11 protein-coding genes are annotated in these 15,654 nt (G+C 38.9%); 5 read left to right on the plus strand and 6 right to left on the minus strand.

From position 1 onward, the window contains the following. Positions 1–181 precede the first annotated feature (181 nt). Together Q8865_08190 and Q8865_08195 are read right to left on the minus strand one after the other, a co-directional pair. Positions 182–3,208 (minus strand): S-layer homology domain-containing protein, encoded by a 3,027-nt coding sequence (locus tag Q8865_08190; GenBank protein MDP4153395.1) that lies wholly within the window; start codon positions 3,206–3,208, stop codon positions 182–184. A 244-nt stretch (positions 3,209–3,452) separates the two neighbouring features. After that, on the minus strand, positions 3,453–6,467 hold the full coding sequence (locus Q8865_08195; GenBank protein MDP4153396.1) for an S-layer homology domain-containing protein: 3,015 nt from the start codon (positions 6,465–6,467) through the stop codon (positions 3,453–3,455). Between the two features lie 522 nt (positions 6,468–6,989). Here Q8865_08195 and Q8865_08200 point away from each other — a divergent pair. After that, complete coding sequence (locus tag Q8865_08200; GenBank protein MDP4153397.1) at positions 6,990–9,314, plus strand: anaerobic ribonucleoside triphosphate reductase; 2,325 nt, start codon at positions 6,990–6,992, stop codon at positions 9,312–9,314. A 2-nt stretch (positions 9,315–9,316) separates the two neighbouring features. Beyond that, the gene (gene nrdG / locus Q8865_08205; protein ID MDP4153398.1) at positions 9,317–9,820 is read left to right on the plus strand and encodes an anaerobic ribonucleoside-triphosphate reductase activating protein; all 504 of its coding nucleotides are present in this window, start codon (positions 9,317–9,319) and stop codon (positions 9,818–9,820) included. Positions 9,821–9,855: 35 nt separating this feature from the next. Here nrdG and Q8865_08210 read toward each other — a convergent pair whose 3' ends face one another. Both Q8865_08210 and Q8865_08215 read right to left on the minus strand, forming a co-directional pair. Then, on the minus strand, positions 9,856–10,749 hold the full coding sequence (locus Q8865_08210) for an alpha/beta fold hydrolase (protein ID MDP4153399.1): 894 nt from the start codon (positions 10,747–10,749) through the stop codon (positions 9,856–9,858). A gap of 54 nt (positions 10,750–10,803) precedes the next feature. Then, entirely contained in the window at positions 10,804–11,850 is a 1,047-nt protein-coding gene (locus tag Q8865_08215) for a M23 family metallopeptidase (GenBank protein MDP4153400.1), read from the minus strand. A gap of 370 nt (positions 11,851–12,220) precedes the next feature. Here Q8865_08215 and Q8865_08220 point away from each other — a divergent pair, with 370 nt between their 5' ends. Further along, positions 12,221–13,330: an Ldh family oxidoreductase gene (locus Q8865_08220; GenBank protein MDP4153401.1), complete on the plus strand. Its 1,110-nt coding sequence runs from the start codon at positions 12,221–12,223 to the stop codon at positions 13,328–13,330. A gap of 14 nt (positions 13,331–13,344) precedes the next feature. Continuing rightward, positions 13,345–14,517 (plus strand): malic enzyme-like NAD(P)-binding protein, encoded by a 1,173-nt coding sequence (locus Q8865_08225; protein MDP4153402.1) that lies wholly within the window; start codon positions 13,345–13,347, stop codon positions 14,515–14,517. A 44-nt stretch (positions 14,518–14,561) separates the two neighbouring features. On the opposite strand, the gene Q8865_08230 is transcribed toward Q8865_08225, so the two are convergent. Then, positions 14,562–14,846, minus strand: coding sequence for a spore coat protein (locus tag Q8865_08230; protein ID MDP4153403.1), 285 nt, complete (start codon positions 14,844–14,846; stop codon positions 14,562–14,564). A gap of 12 nt (positions 14,847–14,858) precedes the next feature. Beyond that, the gene (locus tag Q8865_08235) at positions 14,859–15,044 is read right to left on the minus strand and encodes a spore coat protein (protein ID MDP4153404.1); all 186 of its coding nucleotides are present in this window, start codon (positions 15,042–15,044) and stop codon (positions 14,859–14,861) included. Positions 15,045–15,224: 180 nt separating this feature from the next. Here Q8865_08235 and Q8865_08240 point away from each other — a divergent pair. Further along, on the plus strand, positions 15,225–15,654 hold a 430-nt coding region (locus Q8865_08240; GenBank protein MDP4153405.1), incomplete at its 3' end, for a phosphohydrolase.

A 15,654-nucleotide genomic window follows, 5' to 3' on the forward strand; every position in this document is an offset into this window, starting at 1 on the left:
ATTAAAACCTAGACATCTTGATTTTCTTCTTACTTTTAATACTTTGTAAACAGCATTCTTTGTAACATGTGAATCTCCCCTAATCCCTTTAATATTTATAATCTGTCGCATTAGCATTATGGCTATATTAGTAAAAAAAAAGAGACGGTCTATCGACCGTCTCTTTTTATTTGAGATAAAATTATTCAGCGTCTAAAGAATTAACCTGCTGTGAAGGAGTGGTGAATACGTAAATCGCATCAAGAACACGATTTCCGGATTTAAGATCCTTTGACCAATGATATACAGCCATGTATGTGCTGTATGTTGAAGATGCAGTCAGATCAGCTTTAGAACCAACAACTGGTTCAACCTGAGCCATAGCGTTAGCAAATGTCTTACCAGTAAGAGTTACAGGAGCGTAATCGTCTATTGTGTAAACAAGTGTATCGGTGTCAGCTGTGAAGTAACTTGAGGAAGAACCAATTACAACGTTTGATACTGAGTAATCATTGCTTACGCCTATAGCAGAAACATCACCAAACTCAACGTAAGATCCATAAGTGGATTTTACATAACCGAAGCCCCAACCGTAAAGTGAATCTTCTGTCGGATAAGTTGTTACAGGTGTAACAGCAGAAATCTTATTATCAGATGTTAACTGAACAGTAGCGAAGTTACCAACAGCAGTGTTAAGAGCATTCTTAATTACAGTAGTTGTTGTGGTAGCCTCTTCAATTGTATAAAGAGTCTGGATCTGGCCCTTAACCGCAAGGTTAACGCCGTATTTCTGATAGCCCTTCTGAGAACCGGATTCAATAGAGTAGCTGATGATCTGAGCATAATCCTGATTCGGGGTTATATAAACTACTGGACTATCCTTTGATACTTCAATTGCTAAAACAACAGATTCATTTGTTGTCTTATTTACCTGAACAAGAACGGTTCCTATAGCGCCTGTAAGAGCAGGAATATCAGAACCTGTGTAAACTTTGTCAGTAAGAGTTGTAGTATCATACATATAAGCGGTAGTTCCATTGTTCATAAAGCCTTTAATCGAATTATCAATGCTTACTGCCTGATTTCCTGTGTCAACCTGAAGATTATTAGTGGTATAAGCTTTATAATCATATCCTGTTACACTAATAGCCTGACCAGCTGTGCCTAATGTTGAAATCTCATAGATAGTATCCTCGCTTGTCGGGATAACATCAAAGCGAACTGCTCTGTCAAGGTAGCAAGTAGCATCATAATCAGCCTGTGTGCCATATGCTGTAGAATATTTGCCATTAGTATTTAGGAAGCCCTTGTCAACATCAAACCACTTATTGCCGTTTGTTGCATCTGTTACGTTAAGAGCGTAACCAGAAGATGCTGCAAGTTTAGCTGTTTCCATGTTGTAAGTTTTAGATGTGCCGTCAGACTTAGTAATTGTAATTGTATGAGTCTGAATACCAGTACCGTTAGTGCTGGATACTGCAGTTACAACGCCGATCTCACCGATCTGCTGTGTGCCAACAGCACCATTAGCGTATACGATATTACCAGCTGTGTCAAGAGTGATATCATATTCTTCATCAAGAACTAAATCGCTTAAGTTAACACCAGTATTGCTATAGTCAGATGCTGCAGCATAAGCTGTGTCACCGAACTTATAGTAAGCAGGTTTCTTAGCAGTTGCGGCTGTAAAGCCCTTATAAAGAACAGAAGTAATTGTTTTAGCTGGTGTGATGTCAAGAACTAAACTGCCGTCATATGCAACACCTTTAACGTTTATATCAACAGCATCATTAACTTTAGCACCATCATAAATATTAACGAGTTTCATGCCGTCAGCAGTAACCATCTTCTTTGAGCCGTCAATGGTTGTGCCAGAAATGCCTACCATAGGAACAGTAATGTTTGTGTTAAGAGCGGAAACTGTACCACCGTTAACAGTTGGCTCAACAAGGATTGTGTAGTATTTTGTATCTACAGCAGCATCAGTTGACTTATTAGCAATAAATGTAATTGTATCATCAGTTGCTGTTCCAAAATATTTAGCCCATGTTGTAGGACCTTCATCAGTTCCTAATGTTATAGGATTAATGTCTTTACCAACATACTTGGTTCCGTTGATTGCATACTCTTTCATTGTTGTTGATGCGAAATCATTTGCAGTTAACTCTGTCTTTGTGCCGTTAGCATCTGTGATGTAATAATGATTTACACCAAGAACTTTTTCAACAGTAGCCTGAGAAGCTTTGAAAGTCAACTCTTTGTTGTACATATGTTTGGACATATTGATGATTGTATCAGTCTGATCCAAGATGTTGTTGTTGTTAACATCTTTGAAGTAAACGTTAACAAGTCTCATCTCAAGACCAGTTGTATCACCAGCATATACAAACGGAGAAGTGGTATCAACACCGTATACTGCAGCGGTTGTAGATGTAGCAGCTGTATAAGTTACAGGGAATAAATCAACCTGCTCTGTCGGATACTGAGTGTTTGAAGTCTTTGTAATTTTTGTTGAAGCAGCAATATCAGCTGAAGAGCCATTAAGTGTTGTAACAGCTGTCTTAAGTCCAAATACGTTCTTTGCAACAGTGCCACGCTCTGTGATTGTGCCAGTGTCACCATAGGTATAGAACTTAGCAACATCAGTAGCAAAAATAGCCTGTTTAGCCATCTGAGCTATGATCTGTCTCTGAGCAGGAATTGATGTGTCTGTAATGCCTGTATTTAAGAACAGATTGATGTTAGTCTTGTTAGCCTCAGAAATAAATCCATAAGGCCATGCTAATGTGCTCTTGCCAGTTAAAGCAACAATGATCATTTTTGCAGCTTCCTGAATTGTTACATTATCATCAGGTGCAAATTTACCATTGCCTTTGCCGCCTACGATGTTTTCATTTGATGCCCAGTTAATATAACCTGTATACCAAGAATTAGCTGAAACATCATCGAAATCTGAAGGGCCAACAAACATTGATGCATTTGATGTACCATTCATCAGTACAAAGAGTATCTTTGAGAACTCTGCACGGGTGATGGTTGCTTCTGGATTGAAGTTGCCTTTGTCGTCACCAGCAACAACATCAAGTGATTTCAGTAGTGAAATCGCAGGTGCGAATGTTGCGCTGTCCTGAACGTCTGGGAAAGCTGTACCAGCACTTGTAATAGTTGCAAATGATATAACCATTGCAAAAACAAGAACCAGTGAAAGAACTTTCTTTAGGTTCGTCATTGTTTTTCCTCCTTAATAATTTGTGGTTTATAAACCACATACTTTATTACATCAACAGTATATTAATTTCTCATCGACATTACAAGTACTTTCACCCATTTGTAACAATCCTGTAACAATGCATTGCTATAGACATATTTGATATTAGACGAAAAATATTTATATTTGTTCCGTAAAAATGCACCCCAATTAATAATCAATTAATCGGGGTGCATTCTGCTTATTAGAATTTAATGAAATTAGATTAACCTGCGTTAGTGACAGTAGAATTGAACTCAGCCTTTTCTACGGGTTCAGTATACACAAATATTGTATCGATCTCAAGTGTATTATCAGCAAGCACAGTGTAATGATAATCTACAACATAGTTAGAATACTGAGATGAGCTGCACAGATCACCAACGGAGCCAACATCAAGTGTATCCTCATAGAAATCTGTTCTGAAATTAGCGCCTGTATCAGGAACTGCATAATCAGATATTGTATATACTTTTACATCGTCAGCAAGCTTATAGTAATCATCGTCTTCGCCGTTCATTTCATTCAGATCAATTAATCCAGGATTAATAATATTCGGCGTTTTTTCATCTGCATACTGCGCTTTATTTATGCCATAATAGCCGCCTTCTTTTTTAGGAAGTGACTTAATATATCCAGTTGCCCATCCAGAAGCTGATGGTGAATATGCTTTAACAGCAGCATCTATTGCACCTGCTCCATCAAAATCAACCTGCGCAAACTGCCCAGCAACTAAAGCTGTTGTAAATGAATTACTAGCTTTTGAAGCTGTTGAAAATTCTGTTGTTTTATAAGTATTTACTTTCCCGTCAACCATCATGGAAGCCTCGATGGCCATATACCCTCTTGCAGATCCTGCTACCTCAGATACTGAAAGAACTGCTGCTATTGAAGATGTACCCTCTTTAAATGCTGCGGTACCAAGTTTTCCAATGGTTACGAATGCTATTGCTGGAGTTAACGTTGTTCTGTCAATATAGATACCACCATTATTTCCACCAAATAGTGTTCCACCGACAGCACCGTCAGAACTTATTGATTGCAAATCCTCAGGCTTAATTACACGTATAGTTGGATTTGCGGGATCTGTAATGTCATCATACTGATATATAACAGCGTCATCACTTAAGAATCCTCTTATCTTTAGAGTCGAATCACTTTTTGTGGCGAATGAGAAGGTTTTATTCGTTGCATCATAATCAAAACTCGTGATATCAGAAGCAGGAACAAATTCGTCATTTTCTCTTAAACCAACATTACTTTGAATCCTTGATACAGATTCAAGCTTTGATATATAAGTCGGATCAGTTACATCAAGTTCATAACGGAACACATTCCCAAGCATTTTCGTATTATCATATACAAAATCTGTAGGATCAACTTCCGAATAAACATTACCATCGAAAAATCCCTTTACAGGATCAAACCAGATATTCGTACCATCAGGATCAAGATACTGTCCTTCCGGCGCTAACTTATATGATACTGTTGTTCCGTCGTCCAAAACGCCCTGAACTGTTGCAACCGGTCCAAGCATAGATTTAGATACTGATACATCAGTAATTAAAATAAAGTTACCAAGATCAGTTGAAACTTCAGTATTCAAACTTTCATATGCAACTACATTCCCTGCAGAATCTAAATATGCATTGCAAAGTTCACCTACAGTTCCAAGCCCAGTTAGTCCGTCAGCATATGAACGATCATTTATCGCACACTGCTTTCCGCCTATTGTATAATAGGTAACTCCCTTAACAGTAGAAGATGTCTGAAGTATCTGATGGCTAAGTACGTCCGCTTTTTTAAGGTGATATGTCGAACCTTGTTTCATTCCGTTTATAGTATTAGTATAATCGGTCGTAAGTGTTGCATTTACATAATCGCCAACAGCGGCATTATCGTATATTGTAGCCTTAGTTGCACCAGTTTTTGTGCTAAGAGTTCCAAGCTTATCAAGAGTTACTAGACCGTTAGCGGCATCAAGCGCTATAATCTTTAGCCCATTTACAGGCTGATCTACAAATGCGTAGGTCCAAACTCCTGTATTTAATCCGCTATCTGTTAAGCCTGTAGATAAAAGCGTTACTGTGAAGTTATCCTTTTTGCCGAAGAATGAGGCAAATACATCAGGAGTCAGAACAATACGTGCTCCTGTGCTGCCATAACCCTTGCCATTGTAATACACATAGGGAAGAGGATTTGTAGATGTAGACACATCTTCACGTTTCATAAGTGTTTTTACGCCGTCAATCATTGCATACAATTGACCTGTTGTCTGGTCTATTGTTGCATCGCTCGACTTAAATGTTACTGTTTTATTAACACCATCGGCAATATAAACAATCGTATCAGTAGTATCAAGTAGGTAGTTATCATCGATATCCTTATACCAAACAACAACGTTATGTTTAGCAAGACCAGCTACATTGCCTTTGTATGTCAACTGATCAGCAACGACACCGGACACTCCATTAGCAGCATCTGCGATAGACTGCGGGAAAACTACCTTTCCGCTCGAGGTGACGGCCTGCTCTAAAGGATCGTTTGACGAGCCGAGAAGCTGAGTATAAAGAGGCTTTATTTCAAATATATCCTTAGCAGCAGTACTCTTTGTGGCAACAGTACCATCCATATTATATGTATAGAATCTAGCACAGTCTGTTGCAAATATGGACTGCATGCCCATCTGGCAAATATCTGCCCTGTTTGCCGCTGAATTCATATCGCTAATATTAATATCTAAGAAAAGATTTATATTAGTTCTTTTAGCTACATTAACGAAACCAAATGGCCAAGAAAGGTTAATCTTGTTGGTAAGTGCAACTATGTACATTTTAGTAGCTTCGTAGTAAGTTACTTTGTCATCCGGCGCAAACTTGTTATTACCCTTACCGTCAATAATACCTAAGTCTGAAGCCCAGTTTACATAACCAACGTACCATGAATCTGTACTCACATCGTCAAAAGCAGATGGTCCTACATATACTGATGCATTGGAATTTCCATTAAATATTCCGTACAAAATTTTTGCAAATTCAGCACGTGTTACGGACGCTTCAGGATGGAAGCTCCCATCCGGCTGTCCCCCAACAATGCCCAGTGTCTTAAGCAAATTGATTGCCTCAGCATGGGTAGAACCGACCGGCACATCGGCAAAATTAGCTGCTGAAACAAATGCAGGCATTGAAATAATCAACGCAAACACAAGTACAAGAGCTAAAGCTTTTCTCAGGTTGCTCATATTTTTTCCTCCTCAAATACTACATGTGTCGACGCACACTTCTTTGCATAGTAACAGTATAAACCATCAGTTTTGAATTGACAATAATATTTTTCCCCGCGTAACAATATTGTAACATACTCCACAATACTATGTCATTTTTTTGTGCACTTTGCTGACTTGCCAAACCATTATTTAGGCATGTTTCTAGGTTATACTACTTGTCAATAATAATACGAAAATTATATAAAGTCCTCTTCTTCAGGTAATATGTATTATACTATATTTCTAAAATTTTGTCGATAAAATTTATGTTTTAAATTTTGTAATTTTGTCCAAATTTATATAATAAAATTTTACATTCTAAACAACTGCAAAATAATTATAAGTCTTTATTAAAATTATTATGTCTATATTTATTATATATTACTATATGTTGTATACAGGTTTAACAAAAGCACAAATAAATGTGGTTTGTGTTATTGACAAGTCGAGATAAAAAATATAGAATAATTACCACACGACATTAAGGGAGGATTAAATATGGTTCAAACAATCATTAAACGAGATGGAAGGACTGTGCCCTTTGACATATCAAAAATTGCCGATGCTATTTTTAAAGCTGCGCAGGCAAATGGGGGCCGTGATTATGATACTGCGAAAGAACTGGCACAACAAGTTCTTGAATATTTAGATCAAAACTTAAAAGAAAATAATCCTACGGTGGAACAGATACAAGATGTAGTTGAAAAAGTGCTGGTTGAAAATGGACATGCTCGTACTGCAAAAGAATTCATCCTCTATAGAGCAGATCGTACAAGAATCAGAAACATGAACACAAAGCTGATGAAAACATACGAGGATCTAACTTTTAAAGATGCATCCGAAAACGATGTAAAGAGGGAAAATGCGAATATAGATGGCGATACAGCCATGGGAACAATGCTGAAATACGGATCAGAGGGTGCAAAACAGTTTTATGAGATGTTTATTCTTGATCCGAAATATTCAAAGGCGCATGCAGAAGGTGATATACATATACATGATATGGATTTCTATACTCTGACAACAACTTGCTGCCAAATAGACTTAGACGCCCTATTTACTAATGGATTTTCGACAGGTCACGGCTTTTTGAGAGAGCCTAATGATATTGCAAGCTACTCTGCGCTCGCCTGTATTGCAATTCAGTCAAACCAGAATGACCAACATGGCGGTCAAAGCATTCCAAACTTTGATTATGCTATGGCTAAGGGTGTCAAAAAAACTTACGCCAGATTATTTAGAAAGAATTTTGTTAAGTCGATCGAGCTTTTATCCGATTTTTCAAATTCTGAAGAAAAAGTCGATGCAATTTTGGATGAGCTTGCCGGTTCAAACCTATTTCCAGAACTAGAAAACAACGAAAAGTTTAATGAAGAACTTTATAATAAGATATGCGCTTTATTAAATAATGAAGAATTATCGAAAAAAACATTGTCATTTATTCTTGATAATACCTATAGTGAAACTGACCGCGCAGTATATCAGGCAATGGAGGCTTTGATTCATAATCTTAATACAATGCACTCAAGAGCTGGCGCTCAGATCCCATTCAGTTCAATAAACTATGGTATGGATACTTCTCCTGAAGGAAGGATGCTGGTAAAGAATCTGCTTCTTGCAACTGAAAAAGGGCTGGGCAGCGGCGAAACCGCTATATTCCCAATCCAAATTTTTAAAGTCAAAGAGGGCATTAATTTTAATGAGGGCGAACCCAATTATGATCTGTTTAAATTATCCTGCCGTGTATCTGCAAAGCGCTTATTCCCAAATTACTCCTTCATCGACGCGCCATATAATTTAAAATATTATAAAGAGGGGCATCCTGAAACAGAAGTCGCTTATATGGGCTGCCGTACAAGAGTGATAGGCAATGTTTATGATAAGGCTCGTGAAATCGTAAACGGCAGAGGAAATTTGAGTTTTACTTCTGTAAATCTGCCTCGCATCGCAATAAAATCCCATGGTAATGTAGAGTGGTTCTTTGAAGAGCTTGATAGGAAGATAGATCTTATAATTGGACAGCTTAATGAAAGATTTAAAATTCAGTGTCAAAAGAAAGTCAAGAATTTTCCGTTCTTGATGGGACAAGGTATTTGGCTGGATTCAGAAAAATTGGGGCCGGAGGATACTATCGAAGAAGTTTTAAAACATGGCACTCTTTCGCTTGGCTTTATCGGTCTTGCGGAATGTCTGAAAGCTTTAATCGGGTCACACCACGGCGAATCTAAGGAAGCACAGAACCTTGGACTTGAAATAGTCGGCTATATGCGCAAACGCCTAGATGACGAATCAAAAAAGACCGGGTTAAATTATACGCTGTTGGCAACTCCTGCCGAGGGGCTTTCCGGCCGTTTTGTCAGGATTGATCGTCAAAAATTCGGATCTATTGAAGGCGTGACAGATCGCGACTATTATACGAACTCTTTTCATATACCCGTCTATTATGAAATCAGCGCTTTTGAAAAGATCAGATTAGAGGCTCCGTATCATGCACTCACTAATGCAGGGCATATAACATATATTGAGCTAGACGGAAACCCCTCTCAGAACCTGGACGCTTTTGAACAGGTCGTTCGATATATGAAGGAATGCGGGGTCGGTTATGGATCTATTAACCATCCGGTCGACCGTGACCCCGTCTGCGGTTATAACGGAATTATCGGGGATACATGCCCCAAGTGCGGAAGAACCGATGAAACAGGTCCTCATTTCGAGCGCATTCGCCGTATAACCGGCTACCTTGTGGGTACACTTGATAGATTTAATGATGCCAAACGTGCTGAAGAGCATGACAGGGTAAAACATTCTCTGTCAAGGATATAATTATGGATGGATCTTTACGGCTCGCAGGAATCATCCCTGAATCTATCGTAGATGGTCCTGGGATAAGGATGACGATATTCACCCAAGGCTGCCCTCACCATTGCCCAGGATGCCACAACCCGCAGACACATGACTTTAATGGTGGCAAGGATGTTTCATTTGACTACATATGCGATATATTAAATAAGGATACTTTAATCTCCGGCGTCACATTCAGCGGCGGAGAGCCATTCTGTCAGGCAAAGGAACTTGCACGACTAGTAGATATAATAAAGCCTAGAGTGAAAAACATTATAACGTACAGTGGATATACTTATGAGCAGATTACAGAATCAGATAATCCGGATTTTATGGAACTTTTAAAAAGATGTGACTTTCTGATTGACGGAAGATATGAGCAGGACAAGCGCAGCCTGATGCTGAATTTTCGAGGAAGCACTAACCAGCGCATTATCGATATAAAACAATCCCTTTTAGAAGGTCATGCAATAATAACAGAATTATAATAAAGGGGGATGAGTATATATCTCATCCTCCTTTATTATATATGTTTACTTATAAAAGCATTTACGTGCTTCCAGTAATCAGTTCCGCCAACTTTTGCTGCTTCGGCGTGACCTGCGCCATGAACGACATACATCTCTTTTTCACAAGAGGCTGCGTCATATACCTTCTGCAGCATACCGAAAGGAACATAAATATCAGCGTCGCCGTGTATGAATAAGGTTGGTGTAATGCTTTTTTTTAGCTGTTTAACTGCAGAGGCCTTTTCAAAAGAATAACCGGTCCTTATTTTAGTGACTAAATCTGCTGCATAAAAAACCGGAAATTTTGGAAGATTAAAAGTTTCTTTAAGCTGGTAGGAAAAAATGTCGGATACCGACGTATAACCGCAATCTTCAACAATAGCTCTGACGTTTTCCGGCAGTTTTTCTCCCGAAGCCATCATTACAGTAGCGCCGCCCATTGAAACACCAAATAATATTATTTTTGCGTTCGGGTTGTTTTGTATAATACTGTTAGTCCATGTTATTACATCCAGTCTGTCATACCAGCCCATCCCTATAAACTTTCCTTCGCTTCCTCCGTGCCCGCGAAGATCCGGAGCTAAAACATTATACCCCATATTATAAAACCCGTGGATATAATTCAGCATATTTTTTGCTTCACTTTTAAATCCATGAACACAAATCACCCAAATATCCGTAGCCTTATTTTGTTCATAGCTCAAGGCAGAAAGCGACAGCCCGTCAAAAGATTTTACCTTTACTCTCAAACAAGCCGGGCTGCTAACCGGAGTATAGTATGATAAATTCTGGCTGTCAGGTTTTAACGCATAATTGTAGAAATAATCCCCGGCATAATAAGTTCCAGAAGCAATGACTATTAATAACACCAGTAATAAACTTAAAATTATTTTAGTCGTCTTTTTCATAATTTGATCCTGACCTTATGTAATCATATGGTTATTATATAGTTGCATCACTTTTCAGTCAAGCTCTGGCAGCGTAATATCATATGCCCTTGTAAATTCTTTTGTCTCACTGTTTTTTACAACAGCGCTCCTGCTTTTTTGCAGTAATTTAACAATGTTATAGCAATCAACCCATATTTGGTTAGTTCCATCTTTTTGCACCTCGTTGAAAATCAGCTGGATTCCGAAGTGCAAATGCGGAGTTTTTATATTATTAACGTTTTCCTTAGTACTGTATCCTGTCATACCTACGTAGCCGATAACATCGCCGGCTTTGACAAGATCACCGACTGCAAGATCTTTTTGATACGGATGATCCTTTCTTAAATGTGCATAGTAGTAATATCTCTTTCCATCAAAACTTCTGATTCCAATCCGCCATCCGCCATATTGATTCCACCCGAGCGCTTCAACATATCCTGTTTCAACTGCAACTACCGGCGTTCCTACTCCTGTTACAAGGTCGTGTCCTAAGTGCACACGTTTATAACCATAGCTCCGGGAATCTCCGAAATCATCATAGTGTCCAAACGAATATCCTTTCGCAATGGGAGAAAACACTTTAAGCCCGTATTTTTTTACTAATTCCTTTTCACTGGGATTATCCTTTTTAGGAACTTCTATTTCATATTCTCCAAGATACCCGCCGAGGACAGAAGTATACGCTTCATAATAGTAGGAATATAATTTCATTCCCGTAGTCAAGGAGGTAATCGTCTGTCCATCCTTAAGTTTTTGAACAAGAGCATCCATATCTTTAGCTTTGTATTTTGAATAATGTCCATAATACTTTGCCGCAAGATAAGAAAGAATTTCTATCCAATAGTAATGATGATCCGACCCATACGATTTTATATCGAGATTCATCGCTTTCTCCATTGCGGCGTACGGAATCGAGAAATCCACCCATTTTATGTATTTTTCCTGCTGTCCCTCTTCCTCACCTGCTGTGCAGATAAAACTCTGATGAGGTACAATAGCAGCAATGACAATGATACTTGCAAAAACTATAAAAGCCGCAATACTTAAAATAGCGGATTTACGTTTAAGAATTATCAGCAAAATAATTCACCGCCTAATTGTTTATATATTTATTTATGAACTTAAATAAGAATTAATTCCCCATATTTTTTATCTTCTAAAATAATTACTGAAATTATCCTAAATATTGTATATGCATAGCATATATACCAATATATTACTTGCAAAAATGCTGGCATTAAAATATAATAATTTCGATTATGAATTTGGCAGGACTATCATTGTACAACCTATCCATAATAATGATATGCCTCTAATTCCAAATATATTAATAATGTATAAAAAGTGGTTAAAAGCTGTTTTGTTCATACTTTATTAACATTTTAAACAATGATTTGTTATATTGTTAAATATGTAACAAACATAAATTTATTATGAGGAGAGATATTTTATGGCATCACCCATTTATGTTGATTGGAAAACAATCACAGACTTTGTTGTGGACGCATTCGTCGGATATGGAATACCTGAAGAAGACGCTAAGATCTGTGCAGACGTACTGCTTGAGTCTGACAGACGCGGTATCGAATCTCATGGTGTTAACAGATTTAAGCCCATTTATCTTGACAGAATAAAAGCCGGTATCCAGAAACCAGTTACAAACTTTGAGGTTGTTAAGGAAACAGAAACAACCGCAGTTGTAGACGGTCATGACGGCATGGGTCAGGTTATTGGTTATAAATCAATGTCCATGGCTATCGAAAAAGCTAAGAAATACGGAATGGGCATGGTTGCGGCTCGCAACTCAACTCACTACGGCATCGCAGGCTATTATGCGACAATGGCAACAAAGGCCGGCTGCGTCGGTATCACCGGCACAAATGCACGTCCTTCAATCGCTCCTACATTCGGCGTTGAAAACATGCTCGGGACAAACCCCCTTACATTTGGTATGCCAACTGATGAGGAATTCCCATTCGTTCTCGACTGTGCAACATCCATTACCCAGCGTGGTAAAATTGAGTATTATGCAAGAATAGGCAAAGATACTCCGGCTGGAATGGTAATCGGCCGTGACGGCAGCGCGCAGACTGATTCAGCAAAAATCCTTGTTGATTTAACCCAAGAAAATGCAGCTTTAGCTCCTCTCGGCGGAATCGGTGACGAACTTGCCGGTTACAAGGGTTATGGATATGCTACAGTTGTAGAGATCATGTCCGCTGCATTCCAGCAGGGCAATTTCTTAAAAATGCTGACTGGCGTTCAAGATGGCAAGAAAGTTCCTTTCCATCTCGGTCACTTCTTCATTGCAATCAACACTGACGCATTCATGGGTACAGATTCATTCAAGAAGACTGCAGGCGAAATCCTTCGTGCTCTGAGAGCTTCCGTGAAAGCTCCTGGTCAGGACAGAATTTACACCGCTGGCGAGAAAGAATACCTCGTTTGGTGTGATCGTAAGGATAAAGGCGTTCCGATCAATCCTGCAGTTCAGAAAGAAATCCTTTCAGTACAGAAAGAATTAGGTCTTTCAAAATATAACTTTCCCTTTTCCGAATAAGGAGGAAAATACAAATGGATAAAAAAGAGCTTGCTCTGCAGAAACATGCAGAATGGAAGGGCAAGATCGAGGTTGTTACCCGCTGCCCAATCAATACACGCGAAGATTTGTCTCTTGCTTACACTCCTGGTGTCGCTGAACCTTGCCTTGAGATTCAGAAAGATGTTGATAAATCATATTTATATACACGCCGCAGCAACCTTGTTGCTGTTATTACAGACGGAACCGCAGTATTAGGCCTTGGTGATATTGGTCCTGAATCCGGAATGCCTGTAATGGAAGGCACATGCGCATTATTCAAAGAGTTTGCTGACGTAGACGCATTCCCACTCTGCATACGTTCAAAGGATGTTGACGATATAGTTAAGACAGTTTCCCTGTTGGCTGGCAGCTTTGGCGGAGTTAACCTTGAGGATATTTCAGCTCCCCGCTGTTTTGAAATTGAGAAACGCTTAAAAGAAATCTGCGATATTCCGATATTCCATGATGATCAGCATGGAACCGCAGTTGTTGTTGCAGCTGCAATGATCAACGCTTTAAAGATCGTTAAAAAAGATATAAGCAGCATTAGAGCCGTCGTTAATGGTGCAGGCGCAGCAGGAATTGCAATTACAAAACACCTTATCAACCTTGGTCTTAAAGACGTAATGCTCGTAGACCGTAAAGGCATCATCTGCGAAGGCGCTGAAGGACTCAACCCAATTAAGGTTGAAATGTCTAAGATCACCAATCGCAGCAAGAAGAAAGGTACACTTGCAGACGCTCTTGAAGGCGCTGACGTATTCCTTGGCGTTTCAGCTCCTGGTGTTGTAACAGCTGAAATGGTCAAAAAGATGAACAAGGATGCTATTATATTTGCTATGTCCAACCCTGTTCCTGAGATCATGCCTGATAAAGCAAAAGAAGGCGGAGCTCGTATCATTGGTACAGGACGCAGTGACTTCCCGAACCAGATAAACAACGTTCTTGCTTTCCCTGGTATTTTCCGCGGTGCTCTTGATGTCAGAGCAAGCTCAATAAATGAGGAAATGAAGGTTGCGGCTTCTTATGCAATCGCAAACCTCGTTCCCGACGACAAATTAAACGTAGATTATATTTTACCTGATGCAATTGACAAGCGTATCAGCAAAGCAGTTGCAGCAGCAGTTGCAAAGGCCGCCCGCGATTCAGGCGTTGCAAGAATATAAGATATTAGATAAAAAAATAACCCGCCATACGGCGGGTTATTTTTTTAGAAGCCTTTATTTTGAAACTTTTGTTTTGTCTGAGAAATTTTTGATGTGTCGGCCGGTGATGTCTGATACCAGCCTTTTCTCTGCATATTGTCAAATACGTCGGCCTGAATATTATGCTCATCTTTTAAAATATTGATAAACTGGTCACGTACTTGAGGAGTAGAGCATTCGTTTGCGTAGCTATTGTAACTTGAAGTAATAAATTTTTGTGTTGAAAGAGTATCGCTTAAGATCTCTTCATCGTTCAGTGAAGTTCCACCCATATTCATACCACTATTCATTTAAATTCCTCCTTAACCAAGCATGTTTAACAATGTGTCATAATGCTGCTGATGTTTATTTGCCCAGCCGCTGCAAGTGTTTTTTACCGTTGTATCGCTGGTGATTTCCGCATACGCACGCAGCTTTTTGATCATTGTCTGCTCGATCTTAAGCTGATCCTCAATTGCTGTGAGTTCTTTTGATGTTAAGTTTGTCAATGGAATCACTCCTTTATTAGAATTACAGCAATAGTATCTGCCGGATTAAAGCAAATATTCCAAACTAATGGTTGATTGCCTTATTTTTTTGTATATAATAATTATAATAATATTTACTAAGGAGTCTTTAAAATAGGCAGAGATTTTATAGTAACGTTTACCGGCGTTAAATTTTATCCTATGAACCCGCACGAAGAGGATATTAATATAATTGACATTGCACATGCACTGTCAATGCTTTGTCGTGCAAATGGACATATGACGCAGTTTTTCAGCGTCGGGCAGCATTCCATTAATTGTGCCGCGGAAGCAAAAAAACGTGGATTTTCTGATCGAATACAGTTTGCCTGCCTGTTACACGATGCCAGCGAGGCTTATATTTCTGATATTACACGCCCGGTTAAAGCCGTTCTTGAAAGTTACAGAGAAATCGAAAAAGAACTTCAGAAGATCATATACGATAAATTTAATATTAAAGACTTAAGCGATGAAGAACACTTAAAAATAGATATTTGCGATGATGTCATGCTTTCAGCTGAGTTTGATGCTATGCACCCTCATGCCGATTTTGAGACAGAATACAAGGTTTTATCTATGCCAGATTTAGCCG

This window comes from Bacillota bacterium (assembly GCA_030705925.1).
In the GTDB taxonomy this organism is placed as follows: domain Bacteria; phylum Bacillota; class Clostridia; order Oscillospirales; family Feifaniaceae; genus JAUZPM01.

What these genes read in the sequence shown, in the direction of transcription:
- Q8865_08190 (MDP4153395.1), bottom strand. Translation starts at nt 3,208, where the DNA reads ATGACGAACCTAAAGAAAGTTCTTTCACTGGTTCTTGTTTTTGCAATG.
- Q8865_08195 (MDP4153396.1), bottom strand. Translation starts at nt 6,467, where the DNA reads ATGAGCAACCTGAGAAAAGCTTTAGCTCTTGTACTTGTGTTTGCGTTG.
- Q8865_08200 (MDP4153397.1), top strand. Translation starts at nt 6,990, where the DNA reads ATGGTTCAAACAATCATTAAACGAGATGGAAGGACTGTGCCCTTTGAC.
- nrdG (MDP4153398.1), top strand. Translation starts at nt 9,317, where the DNA reads ATGGATGGATCTTTACGGCTCGCAGGAATCATCCCTGAATCTATCGTA.
- Q8865_08210 (MDP4153399.1), bottom strand. Translation starts at nt 10,749, where the DNA reads ATGAAAAAGACGACTAAAATAATTTTAAGTTTATTACTGGTGTTATTA.
- Q8865_08220 (MDP4153401.1), top strand. Translation starts at nt 12,221, where the DNA reads ATGGCATCACCCATTTATGTTGATTGGAAAACAATCACAGACTTTGTT.
- Q8865_08225 (MDP4153402.1), top strand. Translation starts at nt 13,345, where the DNA reads ATGGATAAAAAAGAGCTTGCTCTGCAGAAACATGCAGAATGGAAGGGC.
- Q8865_08230 (MDP4153403.1), bottom strand. Translation starts at nt 14,846, where the DNA reads ATGAATAGTGGTATGAATATGGGTGGAACTTCACTGAACGATGAAGAG.